We start from the raw sequence: 19,146 nt of genomic DNA, 5'->3' as shown, positions 1-19,146 counted from the left end.
ATTGTGCTAAAATCATAGAAGAGACGGATTTAAAAAGACGTCGAATGAAGTCGGAGGACAGGAAAATGAAAGAAATTGAAATGACCAAAATGGTGGAGGAAATGGATCTCCGCAACCTGACACCAGAGGTTGATATGACAGATCTTGTCATTGCCACACCGGATATCAACCGTCCTGCACTGCAGCTGACCGGTTACTATGAGCATTTTGCCAATGAGCGTGTGCAGATCATCGGTTATGTAGAGTTCACGTATCTGCAGCATCTTGAAGAGAGCGAGCGCGTCCGCGCGTTTGAAGAGTTTGTAAGCCGCAAGATCCCATGTGTCATTTTCACCACGAAGATGATTCCGGGACCGGAAATTCTGGAGCTGTGCAATCGTTATCAGGTACCGGCCTTTGCGGTAGACAAATCGACTTCCGTTTTCATGGCTGAAATCATCCGCTGGCTGAATGTCCAGCTTGCCCCGATGATCTCCATCCACGGCGTGTTGGTCGATGTATTCGGCGAGGGCGTTCTGATCATGGGCGAGAGCGGAATCGGAAAGAGCGAGGCTGCACTGGAGCTGATCAAACGAGGCCATCGTCTCGTCAGCGATGATGTGGTTGAAATCAGCCGTGTCAGCGACATTACGCTGGTCGGAACGGCACCGGATATCACGCGTCACTTTATCGAGCTGCGCGGTATCGGTATCATCGACGTCAAGACGCTGTTTGGTGTCGAGAGCGTAAAGGATACCCAGTCTATCGACCTTGTTATCAAGCTTGAAGAGTGGGACAAAGAGAAAGAATACGACCGTCTGGGCCTGGAAGAAGAGTATATTGAGTTCCTTGGAAACAAGGTTGTCTGCCATTCCCTTCCGATCCGTCCGGGCCGTAACCTGGCGATCATCGTAGAAACCGCTGCTGTCAACCACAGACAGAAGAAGATGGGCTACAATGCCGCACAGGAGCTGTACCGCCGTGTACAGGCTAACTTAGTGAAAAAAAGAGAGGAGAAGTAAGAAAATGGCAAACTATGTATTTGGAATCGATGTTGGGGGTACTTCAGTAAAATGCGGACTGTTCCAGACAGACGGAACTCTGTTGGAAAAATGGGAAATCCCGACCCGCACCGAAAACGGCGGAAGCGAAATTCTGCCGGATATCGCAAAAAGCGTAAAAGCAAAAATGGCTGAGAAGGGTATCGCAGCAGATGATGTTGCCGGTGTCGGCATTGACGTACCTGGCCCGGTTAATGACAAAGGTGAGCTTTCCATCGCAGTCAACCTGAACTGGGGATATAAAAATATCGTAAAAGAGCTTTCCGACGAACTCGGCGGAATGGCAGTAAAAGCAGCAAACGACGCAAACGCAGCAGCTCTCGGTGAGATGTGGGCAGGCGGCGGAAAGGGAAGCAAGAACCTGGTTATGGTTACCCTTGGAACCGGTGTCGGCGGCGGAATCATCGTGGACGGCAAGATCGTAGCAGGTGCTCACGGCGCAGGCGGCGAGGTTGGTCATGCATGTGTTGAGCCGGAAGAAGAAGCGGTCTGCAACTGCGGAAACCACGGATGCCTCGAGCAGATGACATCTGCAACCGGTATCGTTCGTCTGGCAAAGAAATATCTGGCATCCCATGATACTCCGTCTTCTTTAAGAGAAAGAGGAGAGTCCATCAGTGCAAAAGCTGTCTTTGATGCATTAAAAGAAGGCGATGCAGCAGCAGAAGCAATCGTTCAGGAGTTCTCCGAGTACCTCGGAAGAGCACTTGCAGTATTCGCATGCGTTGTTGACCCGGAAGTTATCGTAGTCGGCGGCGGTGTATCCAAAGCAGGCCAGATCCTGATCGACGGCGTAGCTAAATACTACCGTGAAGCAGCATTCATCGCATGCAAAGATACCCCGATCGTACTCGCTTCCCTTGGAAACGATGCTGGTATCTACGGCGCAGCAAAAATGCTGATTGACTAATTGATTCAGATGGAAAAAGAAGTATAGAAAAACCGGTCCTGCTGGCATATGCCAGAGGGCCGGTTTTTTGTGTATAGACTGACTGAAAAAGTTATTCGGAAGAGCCGCTCTCTTCGGACTGCGGCTGTACTTCCGATATCTCCGCCGGGGTATCCGGTTCTGACGGTGCATCAGGGGTCTCCGGTGTGTCAGGAGTCTCCGGTGTGTCAGGAGTCTCCGGTGTATTAGAAGGCGGATCGGCAGGTGTTTCGGTCGGAGCCGGAGTTTCCTGCGGTGCCTCCGTCGGTGTCGGGGTTGTCTGCGGAGTTGATGCTGCGGAAGGGGTTCTGGTCGGCGTCGGTGTTGAGGCCGGCGCGGTGTAGTGGCCCTTGCAACGCTCGGTCGGCAGATCGGATACCGCAAAGTATTCGGTGATGGACGGGCAGCTTGAGCGGGCGAGCAGGCCAGTCTTCGTACAGATCGTTGCCTCCTGTACTGTTGCGGAAGTCTCGAAATCCATATCGGCAAGGCCTTCGTGGATTTCATTCATGACCTTTGCCCAGAGACGTTTGTGGAATTCACGGTCGCTCTCCGGAAACTCCGCGTGTGTATCATACGTTGCCCAGATGGCAGCGGTATAATACGGCGTAAAGCCTGCAAAAACAAGATCCTTGGCCTCGTTCGTCGTACCGGTTTTTCCGGCTGCGTGCATATTGTCGAGGCGGGCGGCAACACCGGTACCTTTTTCCAGAACATCCTCCATGGCATTGGTGAGGAGGGAGGCAGTGCTTGCCTTGAAGACCTGCGTTGCCTTGTTTTCTGTGTTGTCAATTAAAACATTTCCCTTGCTGTCGGTAACCTTTGTGTAGAACACCGGCTTGCGGTACTGGCCGCCGTCTGCGATTGCCGCGTAGGCTGCCGTCAGTTCGAGATCACTGACACCGTAGGTGATACCGCCGAGAGCCAGCGGCTGGATCACATCGTATTCCTCGGAGAGTTTGGAAAAACCAAGCTTCTTCAGATAATCAAAGCCGACCTTCGGCGTAAGCTCGGTCAGTACTTTGACGGCCGGGATATTGATGGAATTGATGATCGCCTGGCGGACGGTAACATCACCATGGTAGGTAAGATCCGAGTTCTGCAGCGGTGTGCCGTCGCTGTAGTTGAACGGCTCATCCTTAATTACCGTAGCGAGTGTAATCTTTCCAAGGTCGAGTGCCGGTCCGTACGCGGAAAGAATCTTAAACGTGGAACCCGGCTGGGAATAATTATCGGTTGCGCGGTTGAAGGTAAGACTTGCTGTTTTTTCGCCGCGTCCGCCGACGATGGCTTTCACGTAACCGGTGCGCTGGTCCATAACGGTCATGCACGCCTGCGGCTGCGGGGTGAAGCTGCTGCGCTCGGCAACAATCGTATCGCCCTCCTGCATGATAGCGGCTTTGTACTGGTCGATATAGCTCTGTGCCTCCTCCTGGGAGTCAAAGAGCAGATCGAAATTCGGATCGCTGTTGCGGAAGTAGAGCTGCAGCATCTCTTTGCTGTAGTTCTGTACCTCGCCGTCTGCCTGCTCTACGGTGAGCGCCCAGTCGAGACCGATCTGCGTGTTCGCCGGGAAGTTCTCCGGATTCTGGAATTCCGTATCGAGGATTGACTGCATGTAGGAATCCTGTGTGGTATAAATTTTGAGGCCGCCGCTGTAGACAACGTTCTTTGCCTGCACTTCGGTGTAGCCTTTCTGTACCATCAGATCGTTGATCAGGTTGGTGATGACTTCATCGATAAAGTAGGAGTACGGCGCGCTCTCCGCCTGGGACTGCGTGTGCATGGCGATGCGGTCGTAAACGTTGTCGTTCATGGCAATGGTGTATTCTTCTTCGGTGATGTAGCCCTGCTCTTTCATGTTGTTCAGGATCTTGTCGCGGCGCTGCTGGTTTTTCTCCGGGTGGTTTTTCGGATTATATGCCGTCGGCGCCTTTGGAATTGCGGCAAGAACGGCGCATTCAGAGAGCGTCAGATCTTTTGCATCCTTTCCGAAATACGTCTGCGCTGCCGTCTGGACACCGTAGCAGCCGGAACCTAAGTTGATCGTATTCAGATAATTTTCCAGAATAACGTCTTTGGCGTTTTCACCCTCTGCGGTCAGTGTTTTTTCCAGCTTCAGCGCCAGGTACTGTTCCTGGATCTTCCGCTTGAAGCTCTGCATCCGCGTCTCTTCCATCCAGTCAGTGAAAACATTGTTTTTTAAGAGCTGCTGTGTGATCGTGCTGGCGCCCTCGGTAAAATGAAAGCCGTGGCTGACGCCGACAACGAAAGCACGGATGATACCGCTCGGATCGATGCCGTTGTGCTCATAAAAACGGGCATCCTCGACCGCGACGATCGCGTGCTGCATATCGAGCGGAATCTCCTCAATCGAAATCGAGACACGGTTTCCCTGAGCCCCGGTCAGCTTCTGTACCTGGTTGCCGTCAGCATCGTAGATAAACGACGCGTTGCCGAGCGGCATGATATTTGCCTCCGAGATATCAGGGGCACTGTCAATCACGCCGCGGACAGCGCCGATCACAAGCCCGGCACCGCAGACGAGAACGACAAGAAGAAGACAGAACGCGATGCGCAGCGCCGTCACGCCGGCCGTCTTTTCAATCTTTCCGTAATGGGACCGCAGATCTTCACGTTTGTCTTCCAGATGACTTTTTCCAAAGTGCATATAGAAAATCCTCCTTATGTCATGTTCCTGCAAAACTGATTTAGTTCAGTAATCAATGGTGTTCCTGCCCTGCAAAAAGCAGGGTATACTTATTTTTATTATACCAAATAAAGGGCTGGAATAAAAGTATTTCTGAAAAGAATGCTGATTTTTCAGAAATGATATGGTAAGATAGGTACATATTTGGATGAAGGAGTAAGGACATATGATCGATCAGTTTCGGACGGTTTACCGGGGTGGAACCGGGGAAATCGTGGAGAAGAAATCACGTTTTATTGCGACGGTGCGTCTGGTGGAATCTGAGGAGGAGGCACTTTCCTGCCTGGAAGCTCTGCGGAAAAAATACTGGGATGCGCGGCATAACTGTTTTGTGTATATTATTGGAGAAAATCAGGAGACGGTGCGCTGCAGCGACGACGGGGAGCCTTCCGGCACGGCAGGGCGGCCGATGCTCGATGTGGTACAGGGAGCAGGCCTCCGCAATGTGCTTGTTGTGGTGACGCGGTATTTCGGCGGTACGCTGCTGGGAACGGGCGGCCTGGTGCGCGCGTACTCGCAGGCGGTGCAGGAGGGGCTGGCAAACAGTGCTCTGATTGACGAGATCTGCGGCGTGCGGCTGTTGATTGAGACGGATTACAACGGCATCGGTAAAATCCAGTATCTGCTCGGCCAGCGGGGGATTCCGATTCTGGAATCCGAGTACACCGATCAGGTGAAAATCCGCGTTCTCGTTCCGAAAACGGAGGTGGACCGTCTCTGCGCGGAGATTACCGAGGGGACGAACGGAAAGGCAAAACTGGAAAAAGAAGAGGAGCTGTACTTTGCGCAGAACGACGGAGAGCTGATCTTCGGGGATGCGCTGACGCAGTATAAGAATCTGGAGGCAGAAGAATTAGGATAAAGGAGGATGCGACATGAGGTTTCCGGAAAATCTGAAAAAGGGCGGAACGATCGGCTTTGTGGCACCATCGTTTGGATGCACAACAGAGCCATACAAGTCCGCGTTTGCAAATGCACAGAAAAAATGGAAAGAGATGGGATATCAGCTGGATCTTGGGCCAAACTGCTATGCAGAGCACGGCATCGGAATCAGCGCGGCACCGGAGGAGTGCGGAAAAGAGCTGACGGAATATTATGTCAGTGAGAAGAATGACTGTCTGATTTCCTGCGGCGGCGGAGAGCTGATGTGCGAGGATCTCGATTACGTGGATTTTGAAAAGATCAGAAAGGCACCGGCGAAATGGTATCTCGGCTATTCTGACAATACGCATTTTACGTATCTTCTGCCGACCATCTGCGATACGGCGGCTGTTTACGGTCCGTGTGCGAGTGATTTCGGCATGGAGCCGTGGCATAAATCCGTAGCGGATGCGTTTGGCGTACTGACGGGAGAAGTGCGTACCGTCCGCGGCTATGAGGGATGGGAAAGAGACGATGCGAAGGGCAGAAGCGAGGAAAATCCGTATCTGCCGTACCAGATTACAGAACCGCGCGTTCTGCGCCGCTTCCCGGATGCGGACAGTGCATTTGAGGGACGACTCATCGGCGGCTGTCTCGACTGTCTCGTCAATATTCTTGGAACGAAGTACGACGGAACGGTTGATTTTGTGGAAAAATATAAAGAGGACGGTTTTGTCTGGTTTCTGGAAGCGTGCGATCTGAACGTCTTTGCGATCCGCCGCGCAATCTGGCAGATGGAGCACGCCGGCTGGTTCCAATATGTGAAAGGCTTTCTGATTGGCCGCCCGCTGCAGTTCGGACAGAAATTCGGGGAACTCGACCAGTACCGCGCCGTGACGGATCTGCTTGGAAAATACAACGTGCCGATCGTGATGGATCTCGACATCGGACACCTTCATCCGGCGATGCCGCTGATCGTCGGAAGTTATGCGAAGGTGGCCGTGGAAGGAAATGAGATTGAAATTAAGATGGAGTGCCGTTAGAACGCTTTTGAAAAATATTTTCTCGAGCGGCAGGGCAGAGCCTGTGGGAAAATGTCTGCGCACGTAGAAGAACTATCGGCGCATCCGGCAGATGCCGCGGAGCTTTTTGACATCGAGAATCGTGACCGTGCCGCGGGAGAGTGCGACGATGCCGTCTTTCTCGAACGACTTTAAGGTGCGGGAAACGACCTCTCTGGCACTGCCGAGGTTCCGCGCGATCTGTTCGTGCGTGGTGGAGAGCACCGGGGAACCGGTGCGGATGCGTTCATCCTCGAGATATCCGGCAAGGCGCTGGTCAAGCCGCGTAAAGAGAAGCTGGCCCATCGCCCACATGACTTCGGAAAAATGCTCCGTTGTTTCCCGGTAAATGTAGTTTTCAACGTAAATATTCTGATTCAACAGTCTGCGGAACGTGCTGGCCGGAGTGATGAGAACTTTCGTCTCCTCCTCGGCCTCAATCAGAATATCAAAGCTGATTTCCTGCATCGCACAGGAGGCAGACAGCGTGCAGACTTCGCCGGGACCGGTGGTAAACAGGGTAATTTCCCGCTGCTCGCCGGACTGGATAAAGATGCGGAGCTTGCCGGAGAGGACAAGCAGAACGCCGAGACAGTCATCGTCACAGCTGTAGAGAAAATCGCCGCGCTGATACGTCGTCAGGACGGAAGAGAGCACGAGTGTCTGCTGTTCATCGGCGGTAAGCTTTGAATAAAATGGATAATGCTCCTGAAAACAGGATTCCAGAAAAGATGACATAAATAAAACTCCTTTCGGAAGAAAAACGTTCTTTTGTAAACTACGGCAGCAGCCGTTTCTTCCATGATAGAAAAGAACGGAAAGAAATGCAAGAAAAAACGTATCGGTTTTTGTGCCGATACGTTTTTTCTTGCATTTCCAATATTACGCTGTTTATTTTACAGAGTTAATCAGTTCTTCCAGCTCCTCATAGGAAACGGCGCCGACGTTTTTCTTTACGAGTTCGCCGTTTTTGAAGAAAGCGAGGGTCGGAACGCTCATGACTTTAAAGGATCTTGCCAGCTCCGGTGCTTCGTCAACGTCTACTTTGTAGAACTGGATCTCCGGCATATCCTCAGCTGCCTCTTCGATGACCGGGGCGAGCATTTTGCACGGTCCGCACCAGGTAGCAAAGAAATCAACAACGGCAACGCCAGGTGCTGCCTGCAGAGCTTTTTCAAAGTTTTCGGATGTAACATGAATTAATGACATAATAGAAGTCCTCCTTTTTTAAAACGGGATTTTTTATTTCCCGGTAAGTGTTTTTCTGTTGTGAATGTAGAATACCACAGCAGAACGGGAAGTTCTGTGACTAAGTCACAAAATGATTTCTTATTTTTTATTTCGGTTCTTTTCCCTGGCGGAAGCATTCGATCATTTCACCGGTCAGACTGATGAGGTTCGGCGTCTCCGGAAGAGAATCGCGGTCAAACCATTCGGCAACGGAGAGTTCCTCGCGGTCGAGGGTAATGGACGGATCGCCGTCCACATCGCAGTAAAATCCGGCGAGCAGCGAGCCGCTGAAGGACCACGGCTGACTCTTATAGTATCTCAGATTTTTGACCTTTAATCCGACTTCTTCCATGACTTCACGGTGCACCGTCTGTTCCAGCGTCTCACCGACCTCGGTATAGCCGGCCACGAGGGCGTACTGGCGGTGGCTGCTGTGGGAAGGTGCGTACTTCGTGAGCAGCAGGCGGTCACCGTCGGTGATGGCAACGATGACGCTCGGGCAGATGACCGGATAGGAGAGCGCGCCGCAGGAAGGGCACTGCATCGCGCGTTCATTTCCAGGCGCATGCATCTTCGTTCCGCAGCGGCCGCAGTAGGTGTGGTCGGTGTACCAGGTGTGGATCTGGTAACCGGTGATACCGGCAAACCCGAGCCATCCCGGAACGGCGCTGCGAAGAATTAGTGTATTTTCGTATTTCCAGATGCCAAATTCCGGAAGCTGCGGACTGCGCAGTTCATAATAGTCTGTCTCATCAATGCGGAACAGAAATTTTGCCTTTTCTTTAATCTCCGGAAAAACAGCTGCAATTTCCGCAATGGAAGGGTAGCAGATCTCGGGATCTTCGAAATTGCACAGAATTGTATGATGACCGTAAATTAAAACAAGATCCGTATCGTTCGGAACAGAAGGCTGGTAATCTACATAATATTTATGCGGAGCAATGTCCTGAATCATAAGAATTCCTTTCTTTGGTAAAAAAAGTTTTTGGAAAAACAAAAAACCGAAATTCCTGTGAAGAAATTTCGGTAATAAAAAGAGCGCGAGACGGGATTCGAACCCGCGACCCCAACCTTGGCAAGGTTGTACTCCACCCCTGAGCCACTCGCGCATATACATCCTTTTGGATGAAGCGGGTGATGGGAATCGAACCCACGTATCCAGCTTGGAAGGCTGGTGTTCTACCATTGAACTACACCCGCAGATGATGGGCACTGATTTTTTTTCTCTGTCTTGTTGACTGCCGTGCCTCACTGACAAAACGTATTCTACAGGAAAGCTGAGAAAAAGTCAACCCCTTTTTTGAAAAAAATTAAAAAATTTTCAAAACACTGAAAAAGGAGAAAATTCAGGGTGAAAGGGGCGTGAAAATGTCCGCAAAGATCAGCCTTGTTCCAGAACGGGAAATGTACTATAATAGAAAAACGGAAAAGCAAAAAAGGGGGAATTTCCCTATGCAGGAAAATGGAACAGAACTTCTGGTTTGCTGCACCGGTTGTCAGAGCTGTATGCCGTGCATGGTAAAAATCAACATCCCGGGTTTGTTTGCGCTTTACAACCGGACAGCGACGGAAGGCGTCGAAGCGGTTCGTGCAGAGTATGAGCGTCAGGACAAACGTGCCGATGACTGCATCAACTGTTATCGCTGTGAAAAGCAGTGCCCGCAGCACCTCGGGATCGGCATTCTGATGCAGGATATTGCGGAAACCTTCGGAGAATAGGAAAAAAGGAGCATCTGTGCAATTTAAAGAAGCATTCTAATCTTTCTATAAAATATTTTGGGAAAAACTGGACTTATCTGAAAAATTTGATATAATAGAAAGGTAGTGACAGGGAAATTTTATGCTAAAATCTGGAAAGAAGAGCCCTGTCAATTTTTATGGGAGGAAAAATACATGGATGCCATTGATTATAAGATTCTGAAGATATTGCAGAAAAATGCCCGCGAGACGGCTTCCAATATCAGCAAAGAGATTCATTTATCGGTTTCTGCAGTCATCGAGAGAATCCGTAAAATGGAAGAAACCGGAGTGATTAAAGAATACACCATTATTGTAGACGAAAAGAAAACGGGAAATGAGATGACCGCGCTGATGGAAGTCAGCCTGGAGCATCCGAAGTTCTTTGACAGTTTTGCAGATGCGATCCAGAAACTGGAGTACATCGTATCCTGCTATTATCAGACCGGAGATTTTGATTTGATTATCCGCATTTCCTGTCACTCATCCGACGAACTCGAAGAAATCCACCGCCAGGTGATGAGCCTTCCGGGCGTCGATGCGACAAGAACGCATGTAGTGCTGAAAAATGTAAAAAATATCTATTCCGCCATCCGCAGACCGGACAAATAAAAACCGGCACAGCCGGAATCTGATACGAGAGCGTGTCTGAAAATAATCCGAAAGAGTTTTCAGGCACGTTTTGGCGTCTCAGAAAAAGTACGGAAAGAAAGAAGGAAAAAAGTGAACAGATACTTACGCTGTTATGCAGAGATTTCACTCGAAGCGATCGGGCATAACATCAGAGAAGTGAAAAAAAGACTACCGGAGGGCGTGAAACTCCTTGGCGTTGTAAAAGCGAACGCCTACGGCCACGGTGCCGTTCCGGTAGCATCCTATCTGGAAAACCAGGTTGATTATTTTGCAACCGCAACCATCGAGGAGGCTGTCGAGCTCAGAGAAAACGGCATTTCCGCGCCGATCCTGATTCTCGGCTACGTGTCCCCGTCCCAGTACGGCGACCTTGTGGAATACGACATCACTCAGACGATCGACAGCTACGCACAGGCACTTGCCCTCGAAAAAGAGGCAGCACGCCAGAACCGGAAAGCAAAAGCACACCTCGCGGTCGATACCGGCATGACGCGGATCGGCTTCCAGGTGACAGAGCACGATGCGGATGAGGCGGCAAAAATCGCGGATCTTCCGCACATCGAGCTGGAAGGTATGTTTACGCATTTCTCCTGCGCCGATCAGGAAGACAAGACGTACTGTTCGATGCAGATGGAAAAATATGATAAGATGACGGCACTTTTAGCAGAGCGCGGCGTGACGATTCCGCTTCGCCATATCTGCAACTCCGCCGGAATCATGGAATTTGACGATCACCGCTTTGAGATGGTGCGTTCCGGTATCATCACCTACGGCATTTACCCATCCGAGAAGGTAAAAAAAGAGCGTCTCGATCTGATCCCGGCGCTTTCCTGGAAGAGCCATGTCATCCATGTGAAGGAAGTCGGCCCGGGCATCGGCGTCAGCTACGGTGCCACGTATGTGACCGAGAAACCGATGACACGGATCGCAACTGTTTCAGCCGGCTATGCAGACGGCTATCCGAGAGCTCTCTCGAACCAGGGCTGTGTGCTGATCCACGGGAAAAAAGCACCGATCATCGGAAGAATCTGTATGGATCAGATGATGGTGGACGTGACCGACATCCCGGATGTGCAGGTGGAGGACGTTGTAACGCTTGTCGGAACCGACGGGGATGAGACCATCACGATCGAAGAGATCGCCAACCCGGCGGCACGTTTCGATTACGAGATGCTCTGCGATATCAGCAGCCGTGTAACAAGGGTTTATAAATAGTTATCCAAAATAGAAAAATCAAAGTCTCCGAAGACGGAAAAAAGCAGAATCTGCTGACCGTTTCGGAGACTTTTTTGTGTTGGAACAGGTTTTCTGGATTATTTAACCGGTGCGGGTTGACAGGCGGTGCCGGAGTATGGTAGGATACCAATTAGTTTAGCGTAGTACAGTGATAACATGATCACGTAGAAAAGGAGAAGATTATTATGAAAAAGAAAATGGTTAGCATTTTGACAGCAGCCTTTTGTGTATCTGCCCTGCTGGCTGGCTGCGGCTTTGCAGACACAGCAAAAACATCTGCCTCATCAGCAGGAGCAGCATCCTCTTCCGCAGACGGAACGACAACCTTTACCGTGGGCTTCGATGCAGAATACCCGCCGTACGGCTACATGGACGATGAGACCGGCGATTACACCGGATTTGACCTGGAGCTCGCCGAGGCAGTCTGCGAGATTTACGGCTGGAAGCTGGTAAAAACCCCGATCAACTGGGATGCGAAAGATACCGAGCTGAATTCTGGTGCGATTGACTGCATCTGGAACGGCTTTACCATGAACGGCAGAGAGGACGATTACACCTGGTCCGATCCGTACGTGGACAACAGCCAGGTGATGGTCGTATCTGAGAATTCCGGCATCAACAGCCTGTCCGATCTGGCAGGAAAGACGGTTGGTGTGCAGGCAGCATCCGCAGCACTCGATCTTTTACAGAGTGAGGAAGAAGGCGGTCAGAAAGAACTCGCCGATACTTTCGCCGCTCTGCAGCAGTTCCCGGATTATAACAATGCGTTTGTAGAGCTTCAGGCAGGTTCCATCGATGCGGTTGCCATGGATATCGGCGTTGCCAAATATCAGCTGGAAAGCCGCGGAGAAGGATACAAAATCCTCGACGAGCACCTGAACTCTGAGAAATATGCGATCGGATTCAAAAAAGGAAATACCGAGCTCTGCGATAAAGTAAACGAAGGCCTGCAGCAGGTTCTGGCCGACGGAACATTCGACAAGCTCGCAGAAAAATACGGAATCGCAGACATGGTGTGTCTGGAGAAAAAAGGAGAGTAAAGCAGCATGAAGTTGTCCATGATTCTATCACAGCTTAGTACCGGAATGGCGGGAACGATCTCGATATTTGTCCTGACGCTCGTATTTTCCCTGCCGCTCGGTCTGCTGATCGCCTTCGGGCGTATGTCGAAAAACCGGATTGTGAGCGGAATTTTCCGGCTCTATATCTCCCTGATGCGCGGCACGCCTCTGATGCTGCAGCTCATGGTGGTTTACTTCGGACCGTTCTATCTGTTCGGTATGAACATAGGAAAATGGCGCTTTCCGGCGATTATCACCGGATTTGCCTTAAACTACGGCGCCTATTTTGCAGAAATCTACCGCTCCGGCATCGTTTCGATGGATCGTGGACAGTACGAGGCAGCAAAGCTTCTTGGTTATTCGAAGGGACAGACGTTTGTCCGCATTATTCTGCCGCAGGTTGTGAAACGGATTCTGCCGGCGATCACCAATGAGGTGATTACGCTGGTCAAGGATACGTCGCTGGCCTTTTCCATTTCCTATGTGGAAATGTTCACGATCGCAAAACAGATCGCGGCGGCCAAGACCACGATGGTTCCGTTCGTCGCCGCCGGTATTTTCTACTACATCTTCAATTTTGTCGTGGCGTGGGTGATGGAACTTTTGGAAAAGAAATTTTCTTATTATCATTAACTATAGAAGAGAGCGGAAAACGATATGATTTATCTGGAAATGAACCATGTAAGAAAGAGCTTTGGGGATCTCGAAGTGTTAAAAGATATTTCCCTCAAAGTAGAAGAGGGCGAGGTGCTCTCGATCATCGGCCCGTCGGGATCGGGAAAATCGACGCTGCTGCGGTGTGCGGCGATGCTGGAGACGATGGATGGCGGTGACCTGACGTATCTTGACGAGCAGGCAGTCACCATGCAAAATGGAAAATCCGTTTATGCAAAGCCGGCCGTGCTGCGGAAAATTCAGGAAAACTTTGGAATGGTATTCCAGAGCTTCCACCTGTTTCCACATTATGATGTGATGAAAAACCTCTGCGATGCGCCGATTCATGTGCAGAAACGCAACCGTGCGGAGGTGGAAGCACAGGCAGAAGAGCTGCTGCAGAAAATGGGACTCACAGGAAAAGAAAAGGCGTATCCGTGTCAGCTTTCCGGCGGTCAGTGTCAGAGGGTTGCGATTGCGCGTGCGCTGATGCTGAACCCGAAGGTGCTCTTTTTTGATGAGCCGACTTCGGCGCTCGACCCGGAGCTGACAGGCGAGGTGCTGAAGGTCATCAAATCCCTTGCGGAGATGAATATGACCATGGTGATCGTTACCCACGAGATGAATTTTGCCCGGGAGATTTCCAACCGCGTCATCTTTATGGACCAGGGCGTGATCGCCGTGGAAGGAACGCCGGACGAAGTCTTCGATTCCGAAAATGCCAGAATGCAGGGCTTTTTGGGAAAATTTCGTGAGAAGTAACGACGTTGCACTTGCCTAAAAAAACAACATGCGTTATACTAGAGCGTGGTTGAAACGTATTTCAAACACGCTCTTTATACGCCCCGTTCTGTTTTTGGGGATGAAAAAGAGCGGGGATAAAAGAGAAACCGAATACACATTTTGACAAGAAAAGGAGAATCGTGTCTATGAGCGGAACTGACAGATATGTAAGCCCTCTTTCCGAACGTTATGCAAGCAAGGAGATGCAGTACATCTTCTCCCCGGATATGAAATTCCGTACCTGGAGAAAGTTATGGATTGCGCTGGCTGAGACAGAAAAAGAACTGGGACTTTCTATTACAGATGAGCAGATCGAAGAACTGAAAGCAAATGCCGAGAACATCAACTACGATGTGGCAAAAGAAAGAGAGAAAGTCTGCCGTCATGACGTAATGTCCCATGTGTATGCCTACGGCGTACAGTGTCCGAAAGCAAAAGGAATCATCCATCTGGGAGCAACCAGCTGCTACGTAGGCGACAATACCGATATCATTGTCATGAACGAAGCCTTAAAGCTGGTGAAGAAAAAACTGGTGAACGTTATCGCTGAGCTGGCAAAATTTGCGGATACCTACAAAGACCAGCCGACCCTTGCCTTCACCCACTTCCAGCCGGCACAGCCGACCACCGTCGGAAAACGTGCAACCCTGTGGATGCAGGAATTCTTAATGGACCTTGAAGATCTCGAGTACGTACAGAGCACCTTAAAGCTGCTCGGCTCCAAAGGAACAACAGGCACACAGGCAAGCTTTTTAGAGCTGTTCGACGGAGATCAGGAGACCATCGACAAGATCGATCCGATGATCGCTGAGAAAATGGGCTTCAAGAACTGCTATCCTGTTTCCGGACAGACGTATTCCAGAAAAGTCGATACGAGAGTATTAAACGTTCTGGCAGGCATTGCGGCAAGCGCAACAAAATTCTCCAACGACATCCGTCTTCTGCAGCACTTAAAAGAAGTTGAGGAGCCGTTCGAGAAAGGACAGATCGGATCTTCCGCCATGGCATACAAGAGAAATCCGATGAGAAGCGAGCGTATCGCATCCCTGTCCCGTTATGTGATCACCGATGCATTAAATCCGGCCATCACCTCTTCTGTACAGTGGTTTGAGAGAACCCTCGATGACTCTGCAAACAAGAGACTTTCCATTCCGGAAGGCTTCCTTGCCATCGACGGTATCCTGGATCTGTGCATGAACGTCGTAGACGGACTTGTGGTTTATCCAAAGGTTATCTTAAAACACATGATGGCAGAGCTTCCGTTTATGGCAACTGAGAATATCATGATGGATGCGGTAAAAGCAGGCGGCGACCGTCAGGAGCTGCATGAGAGAATCCGCGAGCTGTCCATGATCGCCGGAAAACATGTCAAAGAGGAAGGCCGCGACAACGATCTTCTGGATCTGATCGCAGCGGATGAGATGTTCCATCTGACCAAAGAAGAGCTGGAAAAGACGATGGATCCGTCCAAATACACAGGCCGCGCATCCGTACAGGTTGACGCATTCCTGAAGAACGTAGTTAATCCGGTGCTTGAGGCAAACAAAGAGGCACTTGGCATGACTGCGGAAATCAACGTCTGATGCGTTTGATAAACAGAAATAATAAAAAAACAAATTTTATAAGTAATAATAAGTTTTACTTATGAAGAAAACATGGTATACTATGCATGAACGGCCGAAACAAAGAGGCCGCAAGTATACGTTGAATTAGGAGGATGTCACATGATTAAGGCAGTAGTAGGAGCAAACTGGGGAGACGAGGGAAAAGGTAAGATTACCGATATGCTCGCAAAAGAGGCAGACATTATTGTCCGTTTCCAGGGTGGTGCGAATGCAGGCCATACCATTGTAAACAACTATGGAAAGTTTGCACTTCATACCCTTCCATCCGGCGTATTTTACAGCCACACAACAAGCGTAATCGGAAACGGTGTTGCACTCAATATTCCGGTTCTGATCAAAGAGTTAAATGAGATCGTTTCGAAGGGAGTGCCGGCACCGAAGATCAAAATTTCCGACCGTGCACAGATGGTAATGCCGTACCACATCCTGTTCGATCAGTATGAGGAAGAGCGTCTGGGCGGAAAATCCTTTGGTTCCACCAAATCCGGTATCGCTCCGTTCTACTCAGATAAATATGCAAAAATCGGTTTCCAGGTAAATGAGCTGTTCGACGATGAGCATCTGAAAGAGAAACTGAAATCTGTATGCGAGACCAAGAACATTCTGCTTGAGCATCTGTATCACAAACCGCAGTTAAATCCGGATGAGATCTATGCAGAGCTGATGGAATACAAAAAAATGGTTGAGCCATATGTATGCGATACTTCCGCATTCCTGTGGAACGCGATTCAGGAAGGCAAGGAGATCCTGCTTGAGGGTCAGCTTGGTTCTTTAAAAGACCCGGATCACGGAATTTACCCGATGGTAACTTCTTCTTCCACACTGGCCGGCTACGGCGCAGTAGGAGCAGGTGTTCCGCCGTATGAAATCAAGAAAATCGTAACCGTATGCAAAGCTTACTCCAGCGCAGTAGGAGCAGGTGCTTTCGTTTCCGAGATCTTCGGCGATGAGGCAGATGAGCTCAGAAGACGCGGCGGAGACGGCGGAGAGTTCGGTGCAACCACAGGCCGTCCGAGACGTATGGGATGGTTCGACTGTGTTGCTTCCCGTTACGGCTGCAGAATGCAGGGTACCACCGATGTAGCGTTCACCGTACTTGACGTACTTGGCTATCTGGATGAGATTCCGGTCTGCACAGCATACGAAGTAGACGGAAAAGAAATCCACGATTTCCCGAACACCAGCATTCTTGAGAAAGCAAAACCGGTGCTGAAAACGCTTCCGGGCTGGAAATGCGATATCCGTGGCATCAAGAAATACGAGGATCTGCCGGAGAACTGCAGAAACTACATCGAGTTTGTAGAGAAAGAAATCGGATTCCCGATCACCATGATCTCCAACGGACCGGGAAGAGACGATATCATTTACCGCAACAAATAATTCAGGCGGTTTTTAGAGGATTTTTATGAAAAAAGCAGGACAGCTTCTCGCAGTTCTGACAGCGGCTTCCGTGCTGCTGTCGGGCTGTGAGAAGTTAAAAGATGTGACAACGACATCTGTCTATGTGAGCAAAAATGGTGTTGTGACAGAAGCTATTGTGGAAGATTACAGCAAAGACGATGATTACACGGAAGACGAACTGAAGGTCTTTGTGGAGGATGACATCAAAAAATTCACAGAGGAGCGCGGCGATGCGGATTCCGTGAAGCTGGAAAAATGCCAGATCAAAGAGGACAAGGTGGAGATCCGGATGGAATACGGAGATTACCAGTCCTACGCGGATTATCACGGAGCAGAATTTTTCGCAGGCACGCTGGATGAGGCAGAAGAAGCGGGATATGATTTTTCCGCTTCCTTTGTCGATTCTAAAGGCAATGAGGTTTCAGTCGAAGATGCGGTCAAAGGCGTTAAGCATGTACGCGTGATTGTCTGCGAGGAGCCGCTGGAAATCGTAACGGAAGATCCGGTGCTCTGCGTTTCCGGTACAGCCGTGATCAAAGGAAAAAACACGGTGGATACGGCCGGCGAGTGGACCACAAAGTCCACAGAGAGTGATTCTGCGTCATCATCAGAGCAGACTAAGACAGAAGAAACAGAGCAGGAATATGAGCAGGACGTTCTTCTTGCCAGTCCTGTTATTGTTGTTTATGGTAAGTAAACAAATAAAATAGAGGAGTAACTAACTATGGAAAAGACAATGGACAAAATTGTGGCAGTAGCAAAATCCAGAGGTTTTGTATATCCGGGTTCCGAAATCTACGGCGGCCTGGCAAATACCTGGGATTACGGCCCGCTCGGTGTTGAGCTGAAAAACAACGTGAAAAAAGCATGGTGGCAGAAATTCGTGATGGAGAGCCCGCACAACGTAGGTGTTGACTGCGCGATCCTGATGAACCCGCAGACATGGGTAGCTTCCGGTCATCTCGGCGGATTTTCCGATCCTCTGATGGACTGTAAAGAGTGCCACGAGCGTTTCCGTGCAGACAAGCTGATCGAAGACTTCTGCGAGGAAAAAGGCATTGAAATCGAAGGCGGCAGTGTAGACGCATGGTCCCAGGAAGAGATGAAGAACTTCATCGAGGAGCATCAGATTCCGTGTCCGTCCTGCGGAAAACATAACTTTACCGATATCCGTCAGTTCAACCTGATGTTCAAAACCTTCCAGGGTGTTACAGAGGATGCGAAGAACACCGTATATCTTCGTCCGGAGACTGCACAGGGTATCTTCGTAAACTTCAAAAACGTACAGCGTACTTCCAGAAAGAAAATTCCGTTCGGAATCGGTCAGATCGGTAAATCTTTCCGTAACGAGATTACACCGGGTAACTTCACCTTCCGTACCCGTGAGTTCGAGCAGATGGAGCTGGAGTTCTTCTGCGAGCCTGGCACCGACCTTGACTGGTTCCAGTACTGGAGAGGCTTCTGCATCAACTGGTTGAAGAGCCTCGGCATGAAAGACGAAGAGATGCGTGCAAGAGACCATTCTCCGGAAGAGCTGTGCTTCTACAGCAAGGGAACAACCGATATCGAGTTCCTGTTCCCGTTCGGATGGGGCGAGCTGTGGGGAATCGCAGACCGTACCGATTACGACCTGACCCAGCATCAGAATGTATCCGGACAGGATATGACCTATTTCGATCCAGAGAAGAACGAGAAATACATCCCGTATGTTATCGAGCCGTCTCTTGGTGCTGACCGTGTCGTTCTGGCATTCCTGTGCAGCGCTTATGACGAGGAAGTTCTCGACGCAGAGAAGAATGATGTTCGTACTGTGATGCATTTCCATCCGGCACTGGCACCGGTAAAAATCGGTGTGCTTCCGCTTTCCAAGAAGCTGAACGAGGGCGCTGAGAAAGTCTTTGCAGAGCTGTCCAAGAAATACAACTGCGAGTTTGATGACCGTGGAAATATCGGAAAACGGTATCGCCGTCAGGATGAGATCGGTACTCCGTACTGCATCACCTACGACTTCGATTCCGAGACCGATGGTGCTGTTACCGTCCGTGACCGTGACACCATGGAGCAGGAGAGAATTAAAATTGAGGATCTCGATGCTTACTTTGCAGATAAATTTACTTTCTAATCTGGCTTTTTAGTCCGAAAAAAGAGTAGAAAAAAGGATTCCCACTCGCGGGAATCCTTTTTTG

At 50.1% G+C, this 19,146-nt stretch carries 18 protein-coding genes and 2 tRNA genes; 14 read left to right on the top strand and 6 right to left on the bottom strand.

Features of this window, described 5'->3' with window-relative positions; genetic code table 11:
• Positions 1–65 precede the first annotated feature (65 nt).
• Together hprK and DW642_RS06550 are read left to right on the top strand one after the other, a co-directional pair.
• Positions 66–1,001, top strand: coding sequence for an HPr(Ser) kinase/phosphatase (hprK, locus tag DW642_RS06555; protein ID WP_022463126.1), 936 nt, complete (start codon positions 66–68; stop codon positions 999–1,001).
• 4 nt (positions 1,002–1,005) lie between these two features.
• Positions 1,006–1,950: an ROK family glucokinase gene (locus DW642_RS06550; RefSeq protein ID WP_117509663.1), complete on the top strand. Its 945-nt coding sequence runs from the start codon at positions 1,006–1,008 to the stop codon at positions 1,948–1,950.
• 91 nt (positions 1,951–2,041) lie between these two features.
• Here the strand turns inward: DW642_RS06550 and DW642_RS06545 are convergent, their stop codons facing one another.
• A complete protein-coding gene (locus DW642_RS06545; protein WP_117509662.1) occupies positions 2,042–4,639 on the bottom strand; it encodes a transglycosylase domain-containing protein in 2,598 nt (865 codons plus the stop codon).
• Positions 4,640–4,844: 205 nt separating this feature from the next.
• Here DW642_RS06545 and DW642_RS06540 point away from each other — a divergent pair, with 205 nt between their 5' ends.
• Together DW642_RS06540 and DW642_RS06535 are read left to right on the top strand one after the other, a co-directional pair.
• Positions 4,845–5,540, top strand: a complete 696-nt coding sequence (locus DW642_RS06540; RefSeq protein WP_117509661.1) for a YigZ family protein — start codon at positions 4,845–4,847, stop codon at positions 5,538–5,540.
• Positions 5,541–5,553: 13 nt separating this feature from the next.
• Complete coding sequence (locus DW642_RS06535) at positions 5,554–6,582, top strand: S66 family peptidase (protein ID WP_117509660.1); 1,029 nt, start codon at positions 5,554–5,556, stop codon at positions 6,580–6,582.
• A gap of 72 nt (positions 6,583–6,654) precedes the next feature.
• Here DW642_RS06535 and DW642_RS06530 read toward each other — a convergent pair whose 3' ends face one another.
• The 5 genes from DW642_RS06530 to DW642_RS06510 form a co-directional block, all read right to left on the bottom strand.
• Positions 6,655–7,338 (bottom strand): Crp/Fnr family transcriptional regulator, encoded by a 684-nt coding sequence (locus DW642_RS06530; protein ID WP_117509659.1) that lies wholly within the window; start codon positions 7,336–7,338, stop codon positions 6,655–6,657.
• 153 nt (positions 7,339–7,491) lie between these two features.
• The gene (gene trxA, locus DW642_RS06525; protein WP_117509658.1) at positions 7,492–7,809 is read right to left on the bottom strand and encodes a thioredoxin; all 318 of its coding nucleotides are present in this window, start codon (positions 7,807–7,809) and stop codon (positions 7,492–7,494) included.
• A gap of 127 nt (positions 7,810–7,936) precedes the next feature.
• Complete coding sequence (gene nudC / locus DW642_RS06520; protein ID WP_117509657.1) at positions 7,937–8,785, bottom strand: NAD(+) diphosphatase; 849 nt, start codon at positions 8,783–8,785, stop codon at positions 7,937–7,939.
• A gap of 82 nt (positions 8,786–8,867) precedes the next feature.
• A tRNA-Gly gene (locus DW642_RS06515) sits at positions 8,868–8,939 on the bottom strand.
• Between the two features lie 20 nt (positions 8,940–8,959).
• Positions 8,960–9,030: transfer RNA gene (locus tag DW642_RS06510), tRNA-Gly, on the bottom strand.
• A gap of 252 nt (positions 9,031–9,282) precedes the next feature.
• Here DW642_RS06510 and DW642_RS06505 point away from each other — a divergent pair.
• From DW642_RS06505 to DW642_RS06460, 10 genes are all read left to right on the top strand, one after another.
• A complete protein-coding gene (locus DW642_RS06505) occupies positions 9,283–9,549 on the top strand; it encodes a 4Fe-4S dicluster domain-containing protein (protein WP_158554987.1) in 267 nt (88 codons plus the stop codon).
• A 174-nt stretch (positions 9,550–9,723) separates the two neighbouring features.
• Complete coding sequence (locus DW642_RS06500; protein ID WP_022463135.1) at positions 9,724–10,179, top strand: Lrp/AsnC family transcriptional regulator; 456 nt, start codon at positions 9,724–9,726, stop codon at positions 10,177–10,179.
• A 111-nt stretch (positions 10,180–10,290) separates the two neighbouring features.
• A complete protein-coding gene (gene alr, locus DW642_RS06495) occupies positions 10,291–11,415 on the top strand; it encodes an alanine racemase (RefSeq protein ID WP_117509656.1) in 1,125 nt (374 codons plus the stop codon).
• A gap of 206 nt (positions 11,416–11,621) precedes the next feature.
• Positions 11,622–12,476 (top strand): amino acid ABC transporter substrate-binding protein, encoded by an 855-nt coding sequence (locus tag DW642_RS06490; protein ID WP_117509655.1) that lies wholly within the window; start codon positions 11,622–11,624, stop codon positions 12,474–12,476.
• A gap of 6 nt (positions 12,477–12,482) precedes the next feature.
• Complete coding sequence (locus DW642_RS06485) at positions 12,483–13,130, top strand: amino acid ABC transporter permease (protein ID WP_022463138.1); 648 nt, start codon at positions 12,483–12,485, stop codon at positions 13,128–13,130.
• Between the two features lie 24 nt (positions 13,131–13,154).
• Positions 13,155–13,913, top strand: a complete 759-nt coding sequence (locus tag DW642_RS06480) for an amino acid ABC transporter ATP-binding protein (RefSeq protein ID WP_055219765.1) — start codon at positions 13,155–13,157, stop codon at positions 13,911–13,913.
• Between the two features lie 167 nt (positions 13,914–14,080).
• Positions 14,081–15,517 (top strand): adenylosuccinate lyase, encoded by a 1,437-nt coding sequence (gene purB / locus DW642_RS06475; protein ID WP_022463140.1) that lies wholly within the window; start codon positions 14,081–14,083, stop codon positions 15,515–15,517.
• A gap of 141 nt (positions 15,518–15,658) precedes the next feature.
• The gene (locus tag DW642_RS06470) at positions 15,659–16,939 is read left to right on the top strand and encodes an adenylosuccinate synthase (protein WP_055265795.1); all 1,281 of its coding nucleotides are present in this window, start codon (positions 15,659–15,661) and stop codon (positions 16,937–16,939) included.
• Positions 16,940–16,964: 25 nt separating this feature from the next.
• Entirely contained in the window at positions 16,965–17,657 is a 693-nt protein-coding gene (locus tag DW642_RS06465) for a hypothetical protein (RefSeq protein WP_117509654.1), read from the top strand.
• Between the two features lie 27 nt (positions 17,658–17,684).
• Positions 17,685–19,082, top strand: a complete 1,398-nt coding sequence (locus DW642_RS06460) for a glycine--tRNA ligase (protein WP_055265793.1) — start codon at positions 17,685–17,687, stop codon at positions 19,080–19,082.
• The last annotated feature ends 64 nt before the right edge of the window (positions 19,083–19,146 follow it).

This window comes from Blautia sp. AM23-13AC, assembly GCF_003435675.1.
Taxonomy (GTDB): Bacteria; Bacillota; Clostridia; order Lachnospirales; family Lachnospiraceae; genus Fusicatenibacter; species Fusicatenibacter saccharivorans.
Note: the sequence above shows the minus strand (reverse complement) of the source record. Positions and strands in the feature narration are given on the sequence as shown.

Excerpts from the sequence above, each read along its gene's own strand:
- hprK (WP_022463126.1), top strand. The coding sequence starts at position 66 with ATGAAAGAAATTGAAATGACCAAAATGGTGGAGGAAATGGATCTCCGC.
- DW642_RS06550 (WP_117509663.1), top strand. The coding sequence starts at position 1,006 with ATGGCAAACTATGTATTTGGAATCGATGTTGGGGGTACTTCAGTAAAA.
- DW642_RS06545 (WP_117509662.1), bottom strand. The coding sequence starts at position 4,639 with ATGCACTTTGGAAAAAGTCATCTGGAAGACAAACGTGAAGATCTGCGG.
- DW642_RS06540 (WP_117509661.1), top strand. The coding sequence starts at position 4,845 with ATGATCGATCAGTTTCGGACGGTTTACCGGGGTGGAACCGGGGAAATC.
- DW642_RS06535 (WP_117509660.1), top strand. The coding sequence starts at position 5,554 with ATGAGGTTTCCGGAAAATCTGAAAAAGGGCGGAACGATCGGCTTTGTG.
- DW642_RS06530 (WP_117509659.1), bottom strand. The coding sequence starts at position 7,338 with ATGTCATCTTTTCTGGAATCCTGTTTTCAGGAGCATTATCCATTTTAT.
- trxA (WP_117509658.1), bottom strand. The coding sequence starts at position 7,809 with ATGTCATTAATTCATGTTACATCCGAAAACTTTGAAAAAGCTCTGCAG.
- nudC (WP_117509657.1), bottom strand. The coding sequence starts at position 8,785 with ATGATTCAGGACATTGCTCCGCATAAATATTATGTAGATTACCAGCCT.
- DW642_RS06505 (WP_158554987.1), top strand. The coding sequence starts at position 9,283 with ATGCAGGAAAATGGAACAGAACTTCTGGTTTGCTGCACCGGTTGTCAG.
- DW642_RS06500 (WP_022463135.1), top strand. The coding sequence starts at position 9,724 with ATGGATGCCATTGATTATAAGATTCTGAAGATATTGCAGAAAAATGCC.
- DW642_RS06490 (WP_117509655.1), top strand. The coding sequence starts at position 11,622 with ATGAAAAAGAAAATGGTTAGCATTTTGACAGCAGCCTTTTGTGTATCT.
- DW642_RS06485 (WP_022463138.1), top strand. The coding sequence starts at position 12,483 with ATGAAGTTGTCCATGATTCTATCACAGCTTAGTACCGGAATGGCGGGA.
- DW642_RS06480 (WP_055219765.1), top strand. The coding sequence starts at position 13,155 with ATGATTTATCTGGAAATGAACCATGTAAGAAAGAGCTTTGGGGATCTC.
- purB (WP_022463140.1), top strand. The coding sequence starts at position 14,081 with ATGAGCGGAACTGACAGATATGTAAGCCCTCTTTCCGAACGTTATGCA.
- DW642_RS06470 (WP_055265795.1), top strand. The coding sequence starts at position 15,659 with ATGATTAAGGCAGTAGTAGGAGCAAACTGGGGAGACGAGGGAAAAGGT.
- DW642_RS06465 (WP_117509654.1), top strand. The coding sequence starts at position 16,965 with ATGAAAAAAGCAGGACAGCTTCTCGCAGTTCTGACAGCGGCTTCCGTG.
- DW642_RS06460 (WP_055265793.1), top strand. The coding sequence starts at position 17,685 with ATGGAAAAGACAATGGACAAAATTGTGGCAGTAGCAAAATCCAGAGGT.